The following is a 20837-nucleotide window of genomic DNA, read 5'->3' on the forward strand; positions in this document are numbered from 1 at the left end:
GCCGCCTCCTCCTTGTGCCGAGCTTAGTGCGCGAGCAAGTGCCGCGCCATCCGTGGCGATTCAGGGTTTGCGAGAGGGTTTGCACAATGCGCGAGAATCTGTCCTTCCCTCATGTCCACTTCCTCTCCCAACTCCGCGCGCGTTCCCTGCCCCTGCGGACGCCGCGACCGCCGGGAGCTGCCGCTGCCCTATGCCCAGTGCTGCGGGCGCTACCTCGACGATTTCGAGCGCACGCCGGCGACGGACGCCGAATCGCTCATGCGTTCGCGCTACACGGCTTTCGTGCTCGAGCGGGCCGACTATTTGCTCGCTACCTGGCACGTGTCGACGCGCCCTGCGACGCTCGGCTTCGAGCCCGGCGTCAAATGGCTGGGCCTCGAGGTGCGCTCGCGTTCGGTGCTGGACGCCGACCATGCCGAGGTCGAGTTCGTCGCCCGCCAGCGCAGCAGCGCGGGCGTGGCGACCCGGCTGCATGAACGCAGCCGCTTCGTGCGCGAGGACGACGGCGCAGTCAGCCGCTGGTACTACCTCGACGGCGATCTGCGCTGAAGCCGCGGGGCAACTGAAAAATCTGTTGCCGCCCCGCGCGGCCTGCATTGCGCGCTAGCAATTCGATAGCGCGCGGCGCGCCATTGTGTCCAGAACAGAGACAGTCCGATTCCGTTTGGCCTATTTATCCGCGGCCGTTGTGCCCGCACACTCTCTTCCAGACTTCAACACAACCTGGACCAGAGGGCGACATGACCCGCAGCACGAGGATTCCGACCGCATACCGGCAGTGGCTTTGGGCCATGCTGGCGGCACCGGTCCTGGGCGCTGCGCTCTGGATGGCCTGCGCCCCGGCGGCACACGCCGGCGACGCCGCCGACATCACGCCTTTCTCGAGCGCGCGCGGTGCCGAAGCCCCTGCGCCGTGGCGCTTCACCACGCTGCCCAACAAGACGCCGACCCGCTTCGAGGTCGTGCAGCAGGATGGCCGCCGTGTCCTGAAGGTCGAGGCCGACCAGTCCTACGGCAACCTCGTGCATGCCACCCAGGTGCCGCTCGACGCCTCCACCACGCTGGCCTGGCGCTGGCGCGTCGACGACTTCGTGAAGGACGCCGACCTGCGCAAGCGCAGCGGCGACGACGGCGCGGCCAAGCTCTGCGTGTTCTTCGACTTCCCCACCGACCGGCTGTCCTTCGGCGAGCGCACGCGCCTGGCGCTGGCACGGCGCACCACGGGCGAGCAGGTGCCCAGCGAAGCGCTGTGCTACGTATGGGACAACAAGGAAGCCAAGGGCAGCACGCTCGTGAACGCCTTCACCCAGCGCATGCGCATGGTGGTGCTCGAGTCGGGGCCGGCCGCCACGCCGGGCACGTGGGCGAGCGAGCGCCGCAACCTGTTGGCCGACTACCGGCGCGTCTTCGGCGACGAGGCCGGCGACACCATGCCCGACGTGGTCGCGGTCGCGATCTCGGCCGACGCGGACAACACGCAGGGCCACGGGCTGGCCTATTTTTCCGACATCGATCTGCGCAGCATCGCGCCCACGCGCAGCGCCGGAGGCTTTGCGGCGGGGCGTCCCGTGCCCGGGGAATAGCGGATGGACGATCTCGTCACGCTCCTCTCGGCCCAGGGTGCCGCCGTGGTGTTCCTCGCCACGCTGGCGACCCGCCTCGGCGCGCCGGTGCCGGCCGCGCCCTTTCTCGTTATCGCCGGCGGATTGTCGGTCGGCGGGCAGGTGTCATTCGCCGCCGTGCTGGCGGCCGCCCTGGTCGGCAACATCCTCGGCGACGGCGCCTGGTTCCTGGCCGGGCGCCGCTGGGGCTACCGCGTGATGCGCCTCCTGTGCCGCATCTCGCTGTCGGCCGACTCCTGCGTACGGCGCAGCGAGGCCATCCTCGGCCGCTGGGGCGGGCTGTCGCTGATCGCGGCCAAGTTCGTGCCCGGCGTGTCGGTGGTCGCGCCGCCGATGGCGGGCGCCCTGGGCATGTCGAACACGCGCTTCCTGTCCTACGAGACCGTGGCCGCGCTGATCTGGACGCTGGGCTTCCTCCTGCTGGGCCGCATCTTCCACGCGGCGATCCAGGACGTGCTGGCGGTGCTGTCCAGCGTCGGCCTCACGGCTGCGGCTGTCGGCACGCTGGTGCTCGTCGCTTTCGTCGCCTGGCGCTATCGCCGGCGCCGCATCGCGCTCGCTGCCGACGACATCGAGCATATCGAGGCCGGCGCGCTGCGCGAAGCCTTCGCGGCCGGTGCCCGCCCGACGCTGATCGACGTGCGCTCCGCCGAGGGACGCGCGCTGGATCCGCGCGCGATTCCGGGCGCCATCGGCATCGCGCTGCGCGAGCTCCCCGTCGAGCTGGCTGCCTTTGCCGACGGGCGCGAACTCATCGTGTTCTGCGACTGCCCCAACGACGAGTCCGCCATCGCTGCCGCGCGCGTGCTGATGAAGGCCGGTTTGCCGCGCGTGCGCGTGCTCGCCGGCGGGCTCTCGGCCTGGAGCGCCGCCGCCGCGATCGAGGTCGATGAAGAGGCACTGCCGGCCGGCGCGCCGGACATCGCCGCACATCCCGCTTGATCCCTGCCGCGAACGAGGCCTAGAATCGGTCCCGCTCCGGGGTGCACGCAGATGTGTGCTGAGATGGCCAAGCGCCGAACCCGCGAACTTGATCTGGTTCATACCAGCGTAAGAAGAGCTGCAACTCCCCGGCCCCGGACATTCTTTTTTCCGCCGTGCCGATCCTGGAGCGATCGCGGAGCACCCGTCCAACGAACCGGAGTGCCCCCGCATGAATGCCCCTGACAAGTTCGCCTCGCTGCTCACGCTGACGCGCGAGCCCTTTCCTGCCTCGACCAAGAGCGCCATCGCCGGCAGCCGGCCCGACCTGCGCGTGCCTGTGCGCGACGTGCGGCTCACCAACGGCGAGCAGGTCTCGCTCTACGACACCTCGGGCCCGTACTCGGACCCTTCGGCCGAGATCGACGTGCGCCAGGGCCTGCCCGGCGTGCGCGGCGCCTGGATCGCCGAGCGCGGCGACACCGAAAGCTATCAAGGCCGCACCCACCAGATGCTCGACGACGGCGCCACCCATGCCGACCGCGATGCGCAGCGCCTGGCCGAGCTGCGCGCTGCCGCCTCGGGGCTGCAGCGCACGCCGCTGCGTGCCAAGTCCGGCATGAACGTGAGCCAGATGCACTATGCGCGCCGCGGCATCGTCACGCCCGAGATGGAATACGTGGCGCTGCGCGAGAACGGCAAGCGCGAATGGATGGCCGAGTACCTGGCCGACGCGGCGCGCGAGAAGCGCCTGGCCGGCAACCCGATGGGCGCGCGGATCCCGAAGATCATCACGCCCGAGTTCGTGCGCGACGAGGTGGCGCGCGGCCGCGCCATCATCCCGGCCAACATCAACCACCCGGAAGTCGAGCCGATGGCGATCGGGCGCAACTTCCTGGTCAAGATCAACGCCAACATCGGCAACTCAGCCGTCACTTCCAGCATCGAGGAAGAGGTGGAAAAACTGGTGTGGGCGATCCGCTGGGGCGCCGACAACGTGATGGACCTGTCCACCGGCCGCAACATCCACACCACGCGCGACTGGATCGTGCGCAACAGCCCGGTGCCCATCGGCACGGTGCCGATCTACCAGGCGCTCGAGAAGGTCGGCGGCGTGGCGGAAGACCTCACGTGGGAGATCTACCGCGACACGCTGATCGAGCAGGCCGAGCAGGGCGTGGACTACTTCACCATCCATGCCGGGCTGCGCCTGCCCTTCATTCATCTCACGGCCGATCGCCGCACCGGCATCGTCTCGCGCGGCGGCTCGATCATGGCCAAGTGGTGCATCGCGCACCACCAGGAGAGCTTCCTCTACACGCGCTTCGAGGAGATATGCGAGATCATGAAGGCCTACGACGTGAGCTTCTCGCTCGGCGACGGCCTGCGTCCCGGCTGCGCCGCGGACGCCAACGACGAGGCCCAGTTCGCCGAGCTGCGCACGCTGGGCGAGCTCACGCAGATCGCGTGGAAGCACGACGTGCAGACCATGATCGAGGGCCCCGGCCACGTGCCCATGCACATGATCCAGGCCAACATGGACGAGCAGCTGAAGCACTGCCACGAGGCGCCTTTCTACACGCTGGGCCCGCTGACCATCGACATCGCGCCGGGCTACGACCACATCGCGAGCGCGATCGGCGCCGCCATGATCGGCTGGGCCGGCACCGCGATGCTGTGCTACGTCACGCCCAAGGAGCACCTGGGCCTGCCGGACCGCGACGACGTGAAGCAGGGCATCATCGCGTACAAGATCGCGGCCCACGCAGCCGACGTGGCCAAGGGCCATCCGGGCGCGCGGGCGCGCGACGACGCGCTCAGCAAGGCGCGCTTCGAGTTCCGCTGGCAGGACCAGTTCAACCTCGGCCTGGACCCCGACACCGCGCGCGAATTCCACGACGAGACCTTGCCCAAGGACTCGAGCAAGGTGGCGCATTTCTGCTCGATGTGCGGCCCGAAGTTCTGCTCGATGAAGATCACGCAGGAGGTGCGCGAGTACGCGGCGCAGCGCGGCATCGACGAGGCGAAGGCCCTGGACGAGGGCATGGCGGGCAAGTCGGCCGAGTTCAAGGCCGGCGGGGGCGAGATCTACATCCCGATCCAGGCGCGTTGAGCCGGGAAGGCAGAGGGTGGTTGATACCATCGCCCCATGCCTTCCATCCCCTTCGACGCCGTCCTCTTCGACTGCGACGGCGTCCTCGTCGACTCCGAACCCATCACCAACCGCGTGCTCGCCGAGATGCTCGGCGAGCTCGGCTGGCAGCTCACGGTGGAAGAGTCGATGCGCCTTTTCACCGGCAAGGCGGTGAAGGACGAGGCCGCGCTGATCGAGGCCAACACCGGCTTCGCCATCACGCCCGAATGGCTGCACGGCTTTCGCGGCCGCCGCAACGAGGCGCTCGAACGCGAGTTGGTCGCGATCCCCAACGCGGCCGGCGCGGTGCGCGCGCTGCACGCGGCGTTCGACGGGCGCATCGCCTGCGCTTCGGGCGCCGACCGCCACAAGGTGGAGTTGCAGCTCGACAAGATCGGCATCCTCGACTGCTTCGCCGGCCGGATCTTCAGCGGCCACGAGATGCCGCGCTCCAAGCCCGCGCCCGACGTGTACCTGGCCGCTGCCGCGGCGCTGGGCGTCGATCCGGCGCGCTGCGCGGTGGTCGAGGACACGGTGACCGGCGCGACGGCCGGCGTCGCCGCGGGCGCCACCGTGTTCGGCTACAGCCCTTCCGATCTCGGCCACAGCGGGCCGGAGGCGCTGCTGGCCGTTGGCGTGACGCAGGTGTTCAGCGACATGGCGCAGCTGCCGGCGCTGCTGGCCGCCCGCGAGCGCTGAGCGGAAAAGAAAAACTTCAGTTCGCGCGCTGCGTGGCGGCCTTGGCCATCGCGGCAAGGGCCTGCGTCATGGCCTGGGCGCGTGCCGACCAGAAACGGGCGATCAGCTTGTCGGCGTTCTCGACCACCGCGGGATGGATGCGCGAGCGGCCCGAGGTGGCGGCGAATTCGACCAGGGCCGCGTATTCGGAGGTGTCGGTGTCGGGAGTGTGCATGCCTCGATCCTAGGGCGGGAGGGCTCGCGCCTTGAGCGCAGGTGCGAGCGCAGCGATGAACTTTGTCACGGATCATCCTCGCGAGGCAAGCCTCCGACCGGCCTCCGATGCGCCGCCGCGACGAAATGCGCCGGGTGTTACACCTGCCCAGGTCCGGAACGCACGGGAAAAGCTTTTTTCGTTGCGAAATCCCACCGCCAGCGCAATCTGCTTGATCGGCCGCTCGGTGCGGCGCAGCTGCTCGGCCGCCTGCTCGTGCCGCACTTCGTCCTTCAGCGCCTGCAGCGACACGCCTTCTTCCTGCAGCTGGCGATGCAGCGTACGGGCCGACAGGTTCAGGATCGCAGCCAGCGCCTCGGCCGTGGCCGCCTCCCTGCCGCGCGTGCGCAACAGCTCGCGCACGCGCTGGCCCAGCAGCCGGTCGCGGCGGTACTGCAGCACGGTGAGCGGCAGCGCGCGCCGCAGCATGGTGCGCAGCGCCTGCTCGTCGCGCTGCAGCGGCAGGGCCAGGTAGCGCTCGTCGAAGCTGTAGCTGGCCGCCTCGGCGCCGAAGCGCAGCTCGCCGCCGAACATCAGCGGATAGGCATCGCGGTGCGGCGGCGCCTCGAAGGGAAAGCTGGCCTCGCGCAGCGAGACCCGCGAATCGATGACCCAGGAGGCATAGCCGTGCAGAAAGCGCAGGTTCGACACCAGGCAGAACTCGCGCAGCTCGCCGAGCGCGGCGTGCTCCCGGATCGACACCGTCGCCACGCCGCCGGCCACCTTCAGTTCGAGCGCGATGTCCTCGGTCAGGAGCCGGTGGTGCCGGCACCAACGCTTGATGGCAACCCCGAGGTTGGGTGAGTTCAGCGAGGCGCGGCACAGCATGCCGTAGGTGCCCCAGGGCAGGCGGCGGCCGAACCAGCCGAGCGCCTCGTCGTCGAGCTCTTGCATCGCGAAACCCGACAGAACCTCGAACTGTGCGGCCGTCACGCGGGCCTGGGCATTCTTCAGATCGCGCGGCGCAATCTGTGCCACTTCCAGGGCCCGGGACGGGTCCATGCCGTAGCGCTCGTAGCCCAGCACGATCGCTCGCACGAAGGCCATTGGCGTGGCGGCGCGGACGGCCGGTTTGAAGAGGGAAGACGACATGGAAGAATGCGATCTTGATGACGCAATATGCAACCATTGTGGCGCCAATTGCAACGGCAGGGGGCGTAAGCTGCGGCTTCCCGCGCGGGATTTCCGGCGCCAACGACACCGCTTGTGAGGAGACAACCCCATGCATGACCCCGGCCTGAACTTCGACCTGGGCGAGACCATCGATTCGCTGCGCGATGCGATCCAGAACTTCGCCGCCAACGAGATCGCGCCGCGCGCGGCCGACATCGATCGCGAAAACCTGTTCCCCCACGACCTCTGGAAGAAGCTCGGCGAGCTCGGCCTGCACGGCATGACGGTGAAGGAGGAATACGGCGGCACCGAGCTCGGCTACCTTGCCCACATCGTGGCGATGGAAGAGGTGTCGCGGGCCTCGGCCTCGGTCGGTCTCTCCTACGGCGCGCACTCCAACCTGTGCGTGAACCAGATCCACCGCAACGGCAGCGAAGCGCAGAAGAAGAAATACCTGCCGAAGCTGGTGAGCGGCGAGCACGTGGGTGCGCTCGCGATGAGCGAGCCCAACGCCGGCTCCGACGTGGTCAGCATGAAGCTGCGCGCCGAGAAGAAGGGCGACCGCTACGTGCTCAACGGCGGCAAGATGTGGATCACCAATGGCGGCGACGCCGACGCGCTGGTGATCTACGCCAAGACGGAGCCCGAGATGGGCGCGCGCGGCATGACCGCCTTCATCGTCGAGAAGGGTTTCAAGGGCTTCTCGGCCGGCACCAAGCTCGACAAGCTCGGCATGCGCGGCTCCAACACCTACCCGCTCTACTTCGACAACTGCGAAGTGCCCGAAGAAAACGTGCTGGGCGGCGAGGGCGCCGGTGCCAAGGTGCTGATGAGCGGCCTCGACTACGAGCGCGCGGTGCTCTCCGGCGGCCCGCTCGGCATCATGGCCGCCTGCATGGACGCGGTGCTGCCTTTCGTGCACGAGCGCAAGCAGTTCGGCCAGAGCATCGGCGAGTTCCAGCTCATGCAGGGCAAACTGGCCGACATGTACTCGACCTGGCAGGCCACGCGGGCCTACGTGTATGCGGTGGGCAAGGCCTGCGACCGCAACGACCATGCGCGCACCTTCCGCAAGGACGCCGCGGGCGCGATCCTCTACTCGGCCGAAAAGGCCACCTGGATGGCCGGCGAGGCGATCCAGGCGCTGGGCGGCGTGGGCTACACCAACGAGTTCCCGGTGGGGCGGCTGTGGCGCGATGCCAAGCTCTACGAGATCGGCGCCGGCACCAGCGAAATCCGCCGCATGCTGATCGGCCGCGAACTGTTTGCCGAAACCGCTTGAAGGAGTTCTTCATGACCGTCACGCGCAGCCTGGCGAAGGGCGCCACCGACGTGCCGCTGATCGAGCAGACCATCGGCGATTTCTTCGACGACATGGCGGCGCGGCAGGGCAAGCGCGACGCGCTGGTCAGCGTGCACGAGAACAAGCGCCTGAGCTACCTCGAACTGCAGCGTGAGTCGAATCGCCTGGCCAGCGCGCTGCTCGGCCTGGGGCTCGCGCCCGGCGACCGCGTCGGCATCTGGTCGCACAACAACGCGCCCTGGGTGCTGATGCAGATCGCCACCGCCAAGGTCGGCATCATCCTGGTCAACATCAATCCGGCCTACCGCACCGCCGAGCTCGAGTACGCGCTCAACAAGGTGGCGTGCAGTGCGCTGGTCACGATGCCGCAGTTCAAGACCAGCGACTACCTCGGCATGCTGCGGGAACTGGGCCCGCAGCGCCTCCCGCTGCTGAAGCACATCGCGTGGATCGACAAGGAAGGCGCCGGCGACGAGGTGCCGGCTGCGCAACGCTTCTCCGCGCTGCTGGCGAGCGGCAACCCCGACGATCCGCGCATCGCGCAGATCGGCCGGACGCTCAAGGCCAGCGATCCGGTCAACATCCAGTTCACCAGCGGCACCACCGGCTTCCCCAAGGGCGCGACGCTGACCCACCGCAACATCCTCAACAACGGCTTCTTCATCGGCGAATGCATGAAGCTCACGCCGGAAGACCGGCTGTGCATCCCGGTGCCGCTCTACCACTGCTTCGGCATGGTGCTCGGCAACCTCGCCTGTCTGACGCACGGCTCGACCATCGTCTATCCGAACGACGGCTTCGACCCGCTCACCGTGATGCAGACGGTGCAGGCCGAGCGCTGCACCGGCCTGCACGGCGTGCCCACGATGTTCATCGCCGAACTCGACCATCCGCGCTTCAAGGAGTTCGACCTCAGCACGCTGCGCACCGGCATCATGGCCGGCTCGCCGTGCCCGACCGAGGTGATGAAGCGCGTGGTCGACCAGATGCATCTGCGCGAGATCACCATTGCCTACGGCATGACCGAGACCAGCCCGGTGAGCTGCCAGAGTTCGACCGACACACCGCTCGAGAAGCGCGTCTCGACCGTGGGCACGGTGCAGCCGCACATCGAGATCAAGATCATCGACCCGGAAACGGGCGAGATCGTCAAGCCCGGCGTCTCGGGCGAGTTCTGCACGCGCGGCTATTCCGTCATGCACGGCTACTGGGAAGACGAGGAGAAGACGCACGAAGCCATCGATGCCGAAGGCTGGATGCACACGGGCGACCTCGCCACCATGGATGCCGAGGGCTACGTCAACATCGTCGGCCGCATCAAGGACCTGGTGATCCGCGGCGGCGAGAACATCTACCCGCGCGAGATCGAGGAATTCCTCTACCGCCATCCGAAGGTGCAGGACGTGCAGGTGGTCGGCCTGCCCGACAAGAAGTACGGCGAAGAGCTCTGTGCCTGGATCATTCCCAAGCCGGGCCAGGCGCTGACGGCTGATGAAGTGCGCGACTTCTGCAAGGGCCAGATCGCGCACTACAAGGTGCCGAAGTACATCCAGTTCGTCACCGAGTTCCCGATGACGGTGACGGGCAAGATTCAGAAATTCAAGATCCGCGAAGCGATGAAACACCAGCTCGGCCTGGACGAAGAAAAAACCGCATGAGCAAACTCGAAACGAAATTGAACTCGCGCTCGGCCGATTTCCAGGCCAACGCCACCGCGATGCGCGCACTGGTCGACGACCTGCACGCGCAGTTCGCCAAGGTCCAGGCCGGCGGCGGCGAGGCCGCGCGCAGCAAGCACACGGCGCGCGGCAAGCTGCTGCCGCGCGATCGCGTCGCGCAGCTGCTCGACCCCGGCACGCCCTTTCTCGAAGTCGCGCCGCTCGCGGCCCATGCGATGTACCACGGCGCGGCGCCCGGCGCGGGGCTGATCGCCGGCATCGGCCGCGTGAGCAGCGTCGACTGCATGATCGTGTGCAACGACGCGACGGTGAAGGGCGGCACCTACTATCCCGTCACCGTCAAGAAGCACCTGCGCGCGCAGGAGATCGCCGAGCAGAACCGCCTGCCCTGCATCTACCTGGTCGATTCGGGCGGCGCCAACCTGCCGAACCAGGACGAGGTGTTCCCCGACCGCGATCACTTCGGCCGCATCTTCTACAACCAGGCCAACATGAGCGCGCAAGGCATCGCGCAGATCGCGGTGGTCATGGGCTCGTGCACGGCCGGCGGCGCCTACGTGCCGGCGATGAGCGATGAGTCGATCATCGTCAAGAACCAGGGCACCATCTTCCTGGGCGGCCCGCCGCTCGTGAAGGCGGCCACCGGCGAGGTGGTCACGGCCGAAGACCTGGGCGGCGGCGACGTGCACACGCGGCTGTCGGGCGTGGCCGACCATCTGGCGCAGAACGACCTGCATGCGCTGGCACTGGCTCGCTCGGCGGTGGCGAACTTGAATCGCTCCGTTCGCACTGAGCCTGTCGAAGTGCCGGTGCAGGCTTCGACCCTTCGTCAAGCTCAGGACAGGCCAGGCTCAGCCCGAACGGGTGGGGACTCAGCTCGAACGGGTTCAAGAGAACCCGCCTTCCCCCCCGACGAGCTCTACGGTGTGATCCCAACCGACACCCGCAAGCCCTTCGACGTGCGCGAGATCATCGCGCGCATCGTCGACGGCAGCGAGTTCCACGAGTTCAAGTCGCGCTTCGGCGCAACGCTGGTCTGCGGCTTCGCCGAGATCGAGGGCATGCCGGTGGGCATCGTCGCCAACAACGGCATCCTGTTCTCCGAATCGGCGCAGAAGGGCGCGCACTTCATCGAGCTGTGCTGCCAGCGCAAGATCCCGCTGGTGTTCCTGCAGAACATCACCGGCTTCATGGTCGGGCGCAAGTACGAGAACGAAGGCATCGCGCGCCACGGCGCCAAGATGGTGACGGCGGTGGCCACCGCCAACGTGCCCAAGTTCACCATCATCATCGGCGGCAGCTTCGGCGCCGGCAACTACGGCATGTGCGGCCGCGCCTACTCGCCGCGCTTCCTCTGGATGTGGCCCAACGCGCGCATCAGCGTGATGGGCGGCGAGCAGGCCGCGAGCGTGCTGGCCACCGTCAAGCGCGACGGCATCGAGGCCAAGGGCGGGCAGTGGAGCGCGGACGAGGAGGAGGCCTTCAAGTCGCCGATCCGCCAGCAGTACGAGGCGCAGGGCCATCCCTATTACGCGACGGCGCGGCTGTGGGACGACGGCATCATCGACCCTGCCGACACGCGCCGCGTGCTGGCGCTGGGCCTGGCGGCCGCGCGCAACGCGCCGATTCCCGAGCCGAAGTTCGGCATCTTCCGCATGTGAGGCAGAGGCCCCCATGTCGCTTCCGAACTACTTCGCGAGCCTGGGCCGCTACCACGTGTGGGCCACGCACACGCTGCTCGACGCCAATCTGAAAGGGCTGTCCGATGCCGACTGGCATCGCGACTGCGGCCTCTTCTTCCGCTCGGTCCATCGCACGGTCAACCACCTGCTGGTGGCCGACAACATCTGGTACGCGCGCTTCGCCGAAGGCCGTTCGCCGCGCATCCCGCTCGACACCGAGCTGCACGCCGAGCGCGCCGCGCTGTGCGAGGCGCTGGGTGCAGCGGTGACGCGCTGGAGCCCGTGGCTCGCGACGCTCGCGCCCGAGCGCTACGACGGCGAGCTGGTCTACACGCGCAACAACGGTGAAGAGGTGCACATTCCTTTTGCGCCGGCGCTCGGCCACGTGTTCAACCACGCGACCCATCACCGCGGCCAGCTGACGGCCGCGCTTACGGCCATGGTCCAGCCGGGCCCTGAGATCGACTGGGTCTATCTGCTGCAACAGGAAGCAAAAGGATGAACCCACCCCCAGGCTTCGCGCACTTCGTGTCGCTACGCCAACCCCCTTGCAGGGCAACACCAGCGGCCCGGCAAAGCCGGTTCCGCGGTGTTTCCCGAATGGGCTTCGGCCTGCTCGCCAAATGCGCCTGAGGAACTGACATGACCGACTTCACCACGCTCGAACTCGAGATCGAAGGCGCCGTCGCGCGCATCTGGCTCAACCGGCCGGAGCTGCGCAATGCCTTCGACGATGTCGTCATCCGCGAGCTCGGCGAAGCCTTCTCGCAGGCGAGCGCCGCGGCCGACGTGCGCGTGATCGTGCTCGGCGCCAACGGCCCGGCCTTCTGCGCCGGCGCGAACCTCAACTGGATGCGCCGCGCGGCCGACTTCACGCACGAGCAGAACATGGCCGATGCGGGCGGTCTGGCCGCGATGCTGCGCACCATCCATGAGAGCCCGAAGCCGGTGATCGCGCGCGTGCAGGGCGACGTCTACGCGGGCGGCATGGGGCTGGTCGCCGCCTGCGATGTCGCGGTGTCGGTCGACACGGCCTGGTACTGCCTGAGCGAAGTCAAGATCGGCCTGATTCCAGCGACCATCAGTCCCTATGTGCTCCGCGCGATGGGCACGCGCGCGGCGCAGCGTTACTTCCTCACGGCGGAGCGCTTCACCGCGGCCGAAGCGCATCGCATCGGCTTCGTGCATGAGGTGGTGGCAGCCGACGCGCTCGATGCCAAGGTGGCCGAGCTGGTGAAGGCCTTCACCGGCGCCAGTCCGGCGGCGGTGCGCGCCTGCAAGCAGTTGATCGCCGACGTGGCAGGCCGCGAGATCGACGACGCGTTGATCGCGAAGACCGTGCAAGGGATCGCCGACATCCGTGCCAGCGAGGAAGGCCGCGAGGGCGTGCAGGCCTTCCTGCAGAAGCGCAAGCCTTCCTGGCTCGACGGGTAAAAATGACTTCGCTCGACCTGCCGCAACTGCTCGCGCTGGCCGCCGCCATCGGCTGGGCCAGCGGCATTAGGCTCTACCTGGTCGTGCTGTTGACCGGACTGGCCGGCTACCTCGGCTGGGTGCCGCTGCCGGGCGGATTGCAGCTGCTCGCGCATCCGGTGGTCATTGCGGCCAGCGGCTTCATGGTCTTCGTCGAGTTCTTCGCCGACAAGATCCCGGGCCTCGATTCGCTGTGGGACATGGTGCACACGGCCATCCGCATTCCGGCCGGCGCGGCGCTCGCGGCCAGCGTCTTCGGCACCGACCATGCAGTGATGGCGATCGTGGCCGCGCTGCTGGGCGGCGGCTTCGCGGCGACGGCGCATGCGGCCAAGGCCACCACGCGCGCCGCCATCAACACCTCGCCCGAACCCTTCAGCAATGTCGGCGCCTCGCTGGTCGAAGACAGCATGGTGCCGGCCGGCCTTTGGCTGGCCGTGGCGCATCCGCTGGTGTTCGCGGTGCTCTTCATCGCCGTGCTCGTGCTCAGCGTGTGGCTGATCCGAAAGAGCTGGCGCTTCCTCAAGGCGCTGTTCGGACGCGTGGCGCGCATCTTCAGCGGACGGCCGGATCCTGGCGTCGTATCCGCATTCCAGTTCAAGAAAAATTCCCCGGAAGACACTCCTCATGTTTAAGAAGATTCTCATTGCCAACCGCGGGGACCAGCCGCGAAGCGGCGCAGCGGCGAAGCCAAATCGCATGGCACGCGTAGCGTGCGGAGGCGAATTCACCGCGGAGACGCAGCATGTTTAAGAAGATCCTCATTGCCAACCGCGGGGAAATCGCCTGCCGCGTGGCCGCGACGGCGCGCCGCATGGCGATCCGCACGGTCGCCGTGTACTCGGACGCCGACGCCCATGCCAATCACGTGCGCGCCTGCGACGAGGCCATCCATCTCGGCGGCAGCGCGCCGAAGGACAGCTACCTGCGCTGGGAAAAGATCCTCGAAGCCGCCAAGGCCAGCGGCGCGCAGGCGGTGCACCCGGGCTACGGCTTTCTGAGCGAGAACGAGGAGTTCGCGCAGGCCTGCGCCGATGCCGGTCTGGTCTTCATCGGCCCGCCGCCCTCGGCCATCAAGGCCATGGGCCTGAAGGCCGAGTCCAAGCAACTGATGGAAAAGGCCGGCGTGCCGCTGGTGCCCGGCTACCACGGCAGCGACCAGGATCCGGCGCTGCTGCAGCGCGAGGCCGACCGCATCGGCTACCCGGTGCTGATCAAGGCCAGCGCCGGCGGTGGCGGCAAGGGCATGCGCGTGGTCGAGAGGGCAGTCGACTTCGCGCCCGCACTGGCTTCGTGCCAGCGCGAGGCCATCAACAGCTTCGGCGACGACGCGGTGCTGATCGAGAAGTACGTGCAGCGGCCGCGCCACATCGAGATCCAGGTGTTCGGCGACACGCAGGGCAACTACGTCTACCTGTTCGAGCGCGATTGCTCGGTGCAGCGGCGGCACCAGAAGGTGCTGGAAGAGGCGCCGGCGCCGGGCATGACGGAGGCCATGCGCAAGCAGATGGGCGAGGCGGCGGTGGCGGCGGCGCGCGCGGTGAAGTACGTGGGCGCGGGCACCGTCGAGTTCATCGTCGAGCAGCGCGGCGATGGTGAGATGAACTTTTTCTTCATGGAGATGAACACGCGGCTGCAGGTGGAGCATCCGGTGACCGAAGCGATCACCGGGCTCGACCTGGTCGAATGGCAGTTGCGTGTGGCCTCCGGCGAAGCGCTGCCGCTGGCGCAGGATCAATTGCAGATCCACGGCCATGCGATCGAGGCGCGCATCTGCGCCGAGAACCCGGACAACAACTTCCTGCCCGCCACCGGCACGCTGCACGTCTACCGCAAGCCGCAGGCCACGGCCTTCCAGCGCAGCCGGGTTCGCATCGACGACGGCGTGCGCGAAGGCGGCCTGATCTCGCCTTTCTACGACTCGATGATCGCCAAGCTGATCGTGCATGGCGCCACGCGCGAGGAGGCGCTGGCCCGGCTGGACGCGGCGCTGGCGCAAACGCACATCGTCGGCGTGGCGACCAATGTGCAGTTCCTGCGCGGCATCCTCTGCACCGACTCCTTTGCCCACGCGAAGCTCGACACCGCGCTGATCGAGCGCGAACGCGCGGTACTGTTCGACCAGGAGGCGCTGGGCCTGCCGCTGGCGGCCGCGGCATCGATCGCGCACACCTTGCTCGAAGAGGGCGCGAGCGCCTCGACCGACCCTTTCAGCCGCCGCGACGGCTGGCAATCGCACGGCATCGCGCTGCGGCCCTTCGCCTTCGAGTTCCGCGGCGAACCGCAGACAGTCGAGCTGAGCTACCTGCACGATGGCGCGCTGATGCTGCGCGTCGGCGAGGTGTCGGGTCCGCTGGTGATCGGCCGCTTCCCCACGGGCGAGCTCGAGGTCCAGTTCAACGGCCAGCGCCACACCCTGGACGTCTACGAAGACCAGGACACGGCCTACATCTTCGCAGCGCACGGCGCCACGCGGATCGTCGCCATCGACCGCCTGGCCCATGCCGGCGACGTGCAGGCCGAGGGTGGCCGGCTCACCGCGCCGATGCCCGGCAAGGTCGTGTCCTTCGCGGTCAAGGCCGGCGACAAGGTCAGCCGCGGCCAGCCGCTGGCGGTGATGGAGGCGATGAAGATGGAGCACACGATCGCGGCGCCGGCGGACGGCACCGTGGAGGAGCTGCTCTATGCGCCGGGCGACCAGGTCACGGAAGGTGCCGAGCTGCTGCGGATCGCGGCTTGAGCCAATCCCTCTCCGTTCGGGTTGAGCCTGTCGAAGCCGGGGCCGGCACTTCGACCCTTCGACAAGCTCAGGACAGGCCAAGCTCAGTGCGAACGGGGATGGAATGCGGAACAGCGAAAATCCTCCAAATGCGAATCACCGTCTGCCTCACCGACAACCGCCCCGATGCATGGATCGAGGGCCTGCGCGCTGCACTGCCCGAAGCCGTTGTGGAGAACTGGCGCCCGGGCACGCCACAAGCCGACCACGCCGTGGTCTGGGCACCGCCGCAAGCCTTCATCGACGAGCAGCCGAAGCTGCGCGGCATCTTCAACATCGGCGCCGGCGTCGATGCGCTGCTCAAGCTGAAGCTGCCGCCCGAAGCCCAGGTGGTGCGGCTCGACGATGCCGGCATGTCGGTGCAGATGGCCGAGTACGTCTGCCATGCGCTGATCCGGCATTTCCGCGAGTTCGACATCTACGAGGCCGACGCGCGCGAAGGCCGCTGGAGTTTCCGCAAGCCGCGCGAGCGCGAGGACTTCGCGGTCGGCGTGATGGGGCTCGGCGTACTGGGCGAGCGCGTCGCGAAGGCTGTTGCGCAGTTCGAGTTCCCGGTCAACGGCTGGAGCCGTTCGCCCAAGGCCATCGAGGGCCTGCGCTGTTTTGCCGGCGAGGCGGAGTTCAACGCCTTCCTGGGCGCGAGCCGCGTGCTGGTCAACCTGCTGCCGCTGACGGAGGCGACGCGCGGCATCCTGAACCGCGAGAACCTGTCGCGCCTGAACGGCGGCGGGCCGGGCGGCTACTTGATCAACGTGGCGCGCGGCGCGCACCTGGTGGAGTCCGACCTGATACCGCTGCTCGACAGCGGCCAGCTGGCCGGCGCCACGCTCGACGTGTTCGAGGTCGAGCCGCTTCCCACCGAGCATCCCTTCTGGCGCCATCCGAAGATCACGGTGACGCCGCACGGTTCCGCGCGCACCGTGCGCGAGGCCTCGATCGCCCAGATCGCCGACAAGATCCGGGCGGTCGAGATGGGAGAGCCCATTGCGGGCGTGGTCGGGCGTGAGCGCGGATACTGATTCGCTCCACGAGAGGCAAGCATGAAACTTCCATCCAAAGTCAAGATCGTCGACGTCGGTCCGCGCGACGGCCTGCAGAACGAAAAGCAGCCGGTATCGGCCGAGATCAAGATCGGCCTGGTGCACCGCCTTCAGGACGCCGGCCTGAAGGAGATCGAGGTCACCAGCTTCGTGAGTCCCAAGTGGGTGCCGCAGATGGCCGACAACGCCAAAGTCATGCACGGCCTCCGCCGCAAGCCGGGCGTGCGCTACTCGGTGCTGACGCCGAACATGAAGGGCTTCGAGGCCGCGATCGCGGCGCCGCGCGAGGAATGGCCCGACGAGATCGTGGTCTTCGGCGCCGCCAGCGAAGCCTTCAGCCAGAAGAACATCAACTGCTCGATCGCCGAGAGCATCGAGCGCTTCCGGCCCGTCGTCGAGGCGGCGCGCGAGAAGGGCATCTACGTGCGCGGCGCGATGTCGTGCACGGTGGGCTGCCCCTACGAGGGCGAGATTGCGCCCTCGCGCGTCGACATGCTGGCCGGGCTCATGAAGAACATCGGCGTGCAGCACGTCGGCGTGGCCGACACCATCGGCGTCGGCACGCCGGTGAAGGTGCAGCGCGCGCTCGAGGCGACGCTGAAGCACTACGGCGTGGACGATGTCTCCGGCCACTACCACGACACCTACGGCCAGGCGCTCTCCAACACGCTCGCGAGCCTGGAGATGGGCGTGTGGCAGTTCGATACCTCGGTGGGCGGGCTCGGCGGCTGTCCTTTTGCCAAGGGCGCGACCGGCAATGTCGCGACCGAGGATGTGGTCTACATGCTGCACGGCATGGATATCGCGACCGGCATCGAACTCGATCTGCTGATCGATGCCGGCGTCTACATCAACGAGGCGCTGGGGCGCGAGCCGAACTCGCGGGTGTCGAAGGCCATCCGCATCAAGAGGGCCAATTGATGTGCGGCGCTGAACTGACTTCGCTTCCAGACGGCGTCCAGCGCGTCGCGCGCCTGCTGCAGGACAGGGGCCATCCCCACGCGCCGCAGATGCTCGACGATGCCTGCCGCACGGCGCAGCAGGCGGCCGATGCGCTGGGCATCGCAGTGGGGCAGATCGCCAAGAGCATCGTGTTCCGCCGCAAGAGCGACGACACGGCGGTGCTGGTCGTGACCTCGGGCGACAAGCGCGTGGACGAGAAGAAGGTGGAGGCACTGGTCGGCAAGCTGGGCCGTGCCGACGCCGATTTCGTCAAGAGCACAACAGGCTTCTCGATCGGCGGCGTCTCGCCCTTCGCGCATGCCATGCCGCCGGTCATGCTGATCGACCGCGAGCTGTTCCGCTTCGAGGACGTCTGGGCCGCGGCCGGCCATCCGCATGCGGTGGTGCGGCTGCGCCCGCACGATCTCGAAGGGTTGACCGGCGCACCGGTCGCGGACGTGGTGTGAGCTCGATGTCCGCGCAAGCCGTTCCATCGCCTTGCACCTCGGTGTGCCGCATGAATGCACAGAGCGGGCTGTGCGAGGGCTGCTTCCGTACGCTCGACGAGATCGCGGGCTGGAGCCGCATGGACGACGCGGCCAAAGAGGCCGTCTGGCTGCGCATCGAAGAGCGCAAGGCGGCCCACCCCGACGAAGCGGAATGCCCATGAAGCACATCACTTTCCATCTCGACTTCATCTCGCCCTACGCCTACCTGGCCTTCGAGCATCTGCCGCGGGCGCTCGAGGGGCTGAGCTACAGCGTGGCCTACCGGCCGGTGCTGCTCGGCGCGCTGCTCAAGCACCATGGCCAGCTCGGCCCGGCCGAGGTCCCCGCCAAGCGGGCCTGGACCTACCGCCATGTGCTGTGGCTGGGTCAAGCGAACGGCATCGCGATCGAGATGCCGGCTTCGCACCCCTACAACCCGCTGCCGCATCTGCGCCTCGCGCTGGCCACCACGCCGGACGGCGACATCAACCGCCATGTGGCCGAAACCATCTTCCGTGACGTCTGGCAGGGCGGCGGCGAAGCGAGCGATGCCACGCGTTTGGCCGCGCTCGCCGCGCGCTTGAAGCAGGTGCGCGACGGCGCAGGCGACGAAGTCAAGGCCCAGCTCAAGACCAACACCGACGAAGCCGTGGCAAGCGGCGTGTTCGGCGTGCCGGCTTACGCGGTCGACGGGCGCCTGTTCTGGGGCTTCGACGGCCTCGCGATGCTGCGCGCCTACCTCGCCGGCGATGCCTGGTTCGCAGGCCCGCAGTGGGACGGTGCCGACCAAAGGCCTTCGCTGCTGCGCCGCAATCGCTGAGTTTCTTACAAGCTGAAACGTACGCTTCGGGTTTCACCTTAAACCGTCAGCATCGATTCAGTTTGGCGAAAGCCCTGGGTCAGTCGCCGCCCCAAGAATCGCCCTAGGTCCCACGCCGTGGGCCGAATTCCTAGGAGACGACCAAATGGCAGCCACACTTGATTCACGGGGAAGGCCGATGCCCGTACCCCGGCCCATGTCCTCGGAGGAGAAGAAAGTCATCTTCGCCTCTTCGCTCGGCACCGTGTTCGAGTGGTACGACTTCTATCTCTACGGTTCGCTCGCGGCGATCATCGCCAAGCAGTTCTTCAGCGGCCTGGATGCGGGCGCGGCCTTCATCTTCGCGCTCTTGGCCTTCGCGGCGGGCTTCCTGGTGCGGCCCTTCGGCGCCATCGTGTTCGGCCGTCTCGGCGACATGATCGGGCGCAAGTACACCTTCCTGGTGACCATCCTGATCATGGGCTTGTCGACCTTCATCGTCGGCCTGCTGCCCAGCTACGCGACCATCGGCGTCGCGGCGCCGGTGATCCTGATTGCGCTGCGCATGCTGCAAGGCCTCGCGCTCGGCGGCGAGTACGGCGGTGCTGCCACCTACGTGGCCGAGCACTCGCCGCACGGCAAGCGCGGCGCCTACACCTCGTGGATCCAGACCACGGCCACGCTGGGCCTGTTCCTGAGCTTGCTGGTCATCCTCGGTGTGCGCACCTGGATCGGCGAACAGGCCTTCAGCGACTGGGGCTGGCGCATTCCGTTCCTGGTCTCGATCGCGCTGCTGGCCATCTCGGTGTGGATCCGGCTCTCGCTCTCCGAGTCGCCGGCCTTCCAGAAGATGAAGGCCGAGGGCAAGACCTCGAAGGCGCCGCTGACCGAATCCTTCGGGCAGTGGAAGAACCTCAAGATCGTGATCCTGGCACTCGTCGGCCTCACCGCCGGCCAGGCCGTGGTCTGGTACTCGGGCCAGTTCTATGCGCTCTTCTTCCTGACGCAGCAGCTCAAGGTGGACGGCATCACGGCCAACCTGATGATTGCCGCATCGCTCCTGATCGGCACGCCCTTCTTCGTGGTGTTCGGCACGCTGTCCGACAAGATCGGCCGCAAGCCCATCATCATGGCCGGCTGCCTGCTGGCCGTCGTCACCTACTTCCCGGTCTTCAAGATGCTGGCCGAAGCGGCCAACCCGGACCTGGCCAGGGCGCAGGCGACCGCTGCCGTGACGGTGACCGCCGATCCCGCGACCTGCTCCTTCCAGGGCAATCCGGTCGCGCGCGAAATCGACTTCAGAAGCTCGTGCGACATTGCCAAGCGCTACCTGGCGCAGAACTCGGTGAGCTACGAGAACGTCGCAGGTGCGCCGGGCTCGAAGGCGATCGTCAAGATCGGCGACAAGACCGTCGAAGCACCGACCGGCACCGTGGTGAGCTCGAAGTTCGACGAGGCCTCCACCAAGAGCATCGCAGCGTTCAAGAAGAGCATCGGCGATGACCTGAAGGCCGCGGGCTACCCGTCCAAGGCCGACCCCGCCAAGATGAACAAGGTGGTGATCGTCGCCATCCTGACCTACCTCGTGATCCTGGTCACGATGGTCTACGGCCCGATCGCCGCCATGCTGGTGGAACTGTTCCCGACACGCATTCGCTACACCTCGATGAGCCTGCCGTACCACATCGGCAACGGCTGGTTCGGCGGTCTGCTGCCGCCCATCTCCTTCGCGATCGTGGCCAGCACCGGCAACATGTTCAACGGCTTGTGGTATCCGATCGTGATTGCCGCCATGACCCTGGTCATCGGCACGCTCTTCATCCGCGAGACGAAAGACGTCGACATCTACGCCAACGACTGAAATCGGAGGGCTCCGGCCCTCTGTTCAACAAAGGGGCTTCGCGCCGGAA

20 protein-coding genes and 1 riboswitch are annotated in these 20837 nt (G+C 67.6%); of the genes, 18 read left to right on the plus strand and 2 right to left on the minus strand.

The genetic code is table 11. From position 1 onward, the window contains the following. Positions 1–111: 111 nt before the first annotated feature. From ACSQ86_RS04635 to ACSQ86_RS04655, 5 genes are all read left to right on the plus strand, one after another. On the plus strand, positions 112–549 hold the full coding sequence (locus ACSQ86_RS04635) for a YchJ family protein (protein ID WP_436293802.1): 438 nt from the start codon (positions 112–114) through the stop codon (positions 547–549). Positions 550–740: 191 nt separating this feature from the next. Further along, the gene (locus ACSQ86_RS04640) at positions 741–1583 is read left to right on the plus strand and encodes a DUF3047 domain-containing protein (RefSeq protein ID WP_436302845.1); all 843 of its coding nucleotides are present in this window, start codon (positions 741–743) and stop codon (positions 1581–1583) included. A gap of 3 nt (positions 1584–1586) precedes the next feature. After that, the gene (locus tag ACSQ86_RS04645) at positions 1587–2564 is read left to right on the plus strand and encodes a rhodanese-like domain-containing protein (RefSeq protein WP_436293801.1); all 978 of its coding nucleotides are present in this window, start codon (positions 1587–1589) and stop codon (positions 2562–2564) included. A gap of 27 nt (positions 2565–2591) precedes the next feature. Then, a riboswitch (TPP riboswitch) is annotated at positions 2592–2696 on the plus strand. Positions 2697–2775: 79 nt separating this feature from the next. Continuing rightward, complete coding sequence (thiC, locus tag ACSQ86_RS04650) at positions 2776–4656, plus strand: phosphomethylpyrimidine synthase ThiC (protein WP_436302846.1); 1881 nt, start codon at positions 2776–2778, stop codon at positions 4654–4656. Positions 4657–4692: 36 nt separating this feature from the next. Next, entirely contained in the window at positions 4693–5376 is a 684-nt protein-coding gene (locus tag ACSQ86_RS04655) for an HAD family hydrolase (RefSeq protein ID WP_093109490.1), read from the plus strand. Positions 5377–5392: 16 nt separating this feature from the next. On the opposite strand, the gene ACSQ86_RS04660 is transcribed toward ACSQ86_RS04655, so the two are convergent. Further along, positions 5393–5590 (minus strand): hypothetical protein, encoded by a 198-nt coding sequence (locus ACSQ86_RS04660; protein ID WP_436302847.1) that lies wholly within the window; start codon positions 5588–5590, stop codon positions 5393–5395. 72 nt (positions 5591–5662) lie between these two features. Continuing rightward, on the minus strand, positions 5663–6721 hold the full coding sequence (locus ACSQ86_RS04665; RefSeq protein WP_436302848.1) for an AraC family transcriptional regulator: 1059 nt from the start codon (positions 6719–6721) through the stop codon (positions 5663–5665). A gap of 130 nt (positions 6722–6851) precedes the next feature. Here ACSQ86_RS04665 and ACSQ86_RS04670 point away from each other — a divergent pair, with 130 nt between their 5' ends. The 13 genes from ACSQ86_RS04670 (at position 6852) to ACSQ86_RS04730 (ending at position 20788) form a co-directional block, all read left to right on the plus strand. Next, on the plus strand, positions 6852–8024 hold the full coding sequence (locus ACSQ86_RS04670) for an isovaleryl-CoA dehydrogenase (protein ID WP_436302849.1): 1173 nt from the start codon (positions 6852–6854) through the stop codon (positions 8022–8024). 11 nt (positions 8025–8035) lie between these two features. Beyond that, a complete protein-coding gene (locus tag ACSQ86_RS04675) occupies positions 8036–9703 on the plus strand; it encodes an AMP-binding protein (RefSeq protein ID WP_436302850.1) in 1668 nt (555 codons plus the stop codon). Next, on the plus strand, positions 9700–11385 hold the full coding sequence (locus ACSQ86_RS04680) for a carboxyl transferase domain-containing protein (RefSeq protein ID WP_436302851.1): 1686 nt from the start codon (positions 9700–9702) through the stop codon (positions 11383–11385). The genes ACSQ86_RS04675 and ACSQ86_RS04680 overlap by 4 nt, the downstream gene beginning before the upstream one ends. A gap of 13 nt (positions 11386–11398) precedes the next feature. Then, positions 11399–11908, plus strand: coding sequence for a DinB family protein (locus ACSQ86_RS04685; protein WP_436302852.1), 510 nt, complete (start codon positions 11399–11401; stop codon positions 11906–11908). A gap of 140 nt (positions 11909–12048) precedes the next feature. Then, positions 12049–12840: an enoyl-CoA hydratase/isomerase family protein gene (locus ACSQ86_RS04690; RefSeq protein ID WP_436302853.1), complete on the plus strand. Its 792-nt coding sequence runs from the start codon at positions 12049–12051 to the stop codon at positions 12838–12840. A 2-nt stretch (positions 12841–12842) separates the two neighbouring features. Further along, positions 12843–13514: a DUF4126 domain-containing protein gene (locus ACSQ86_RS04695; RefSeq protein ID WP_093109498.1), complete on the plus strand. Its 672-nt coding sequence runs from the start codon at positions 12843–12845 to the stop codon at positions 13512–13514. 110 nt (positions 13515–13624) lie between these two features. Further along, a complete protein-coding gene (locus ACSQ86_RS04700) occupies positions 13625–15619 on the plus strand; it encodes an acetyl/propionyl/methylcrotonyl-CoA carboxylase subunit alpha (RefSeq protein ID WP_436302854.1) in 1995 nt (664 codons plus the stop codon). Between the two features lie 128 nt (positions 15620–15747). Then, positions 15748–16677, plus strand: a complete 930-nt coding sequence (locus ACSQ86_RS04705; protein ID WP_436308547.1) for a 2-hydroxyacid dehydrogenase — start codon at positions 15748–15750, stop codon at positions 16675–16677. Positions 16678–16698: 21 nt separating this feature from the next. Then, positions 16699–17619 (plus strand): hydroxymethylglutaryl-CoA lyase, encoded by a 921-nt coding sequence (locus ACSQ86_RS04710; protein WP_436308548.1) that lies wholly within the window; start codon positions 16699–16701, stop codon positions 17617–17619. Continuing rightward, the gene (locus tag ACSQ86_RS04715) at positions 17619–18107 is read left to right on the plus strand and encodes a YbaK/EbsC family protein (protein ID WP_093109502.1); all 489 of its coding nucleotides are present in this window, start codon (positions 17619–17621) and stop codon (positions 18105–18107) included. Before ACSQ86_RS04710 ends, ACSQ86_RS04715 begins: the two co-directional genes overlap by 1 nt. Positions 18108–18112: 5 nt before the next feature. Continuing rightward, positions 18113–18310, plus strand: coding sequence for a DUF1289 domain-containing protein (locus ACSQ86_RS04720; RefSeq protein ID WP_436302855.1), 198 nt, complete (start codon positions 18113–18115; stop codon positions 18308–18310). After that, complete coding sequence (locus ACSQ86_RS04725) at positions 18307–18948, plus strand: 2-hydroxychromene-2-carboxylate isomerase (protein ID WP_436302856.1); 642 nt, start codon at positions 18307–18309, stop codon at positions 18946–18948. Before ACSQ86_RS04720 ends, ACSQ86_RS04725 begins: the two co-directional genes overlap by 4 nt. Positions 18949–19093: 145 nt before the next feature. Next, entirely contained in the window at positions 19094–20788 is a 1695-nt protein-coding gene (locus tag ACSQ86_RS04730) for an MFS transporter (RefSeq protein WP_093109503.1), read from the plus strand. Positions 20789–20837 lie beyond the last annotated feature (49 nt).

Source organism: Variovorax sp. LjRoot130, assembly GCF_964253755.1.
Taxonomy (GTDB): Bacteria; Pseudomonadota; Gammaproteobacteria; order Burkholderiales; family Burkholderiaceae_C; genus Variovorax.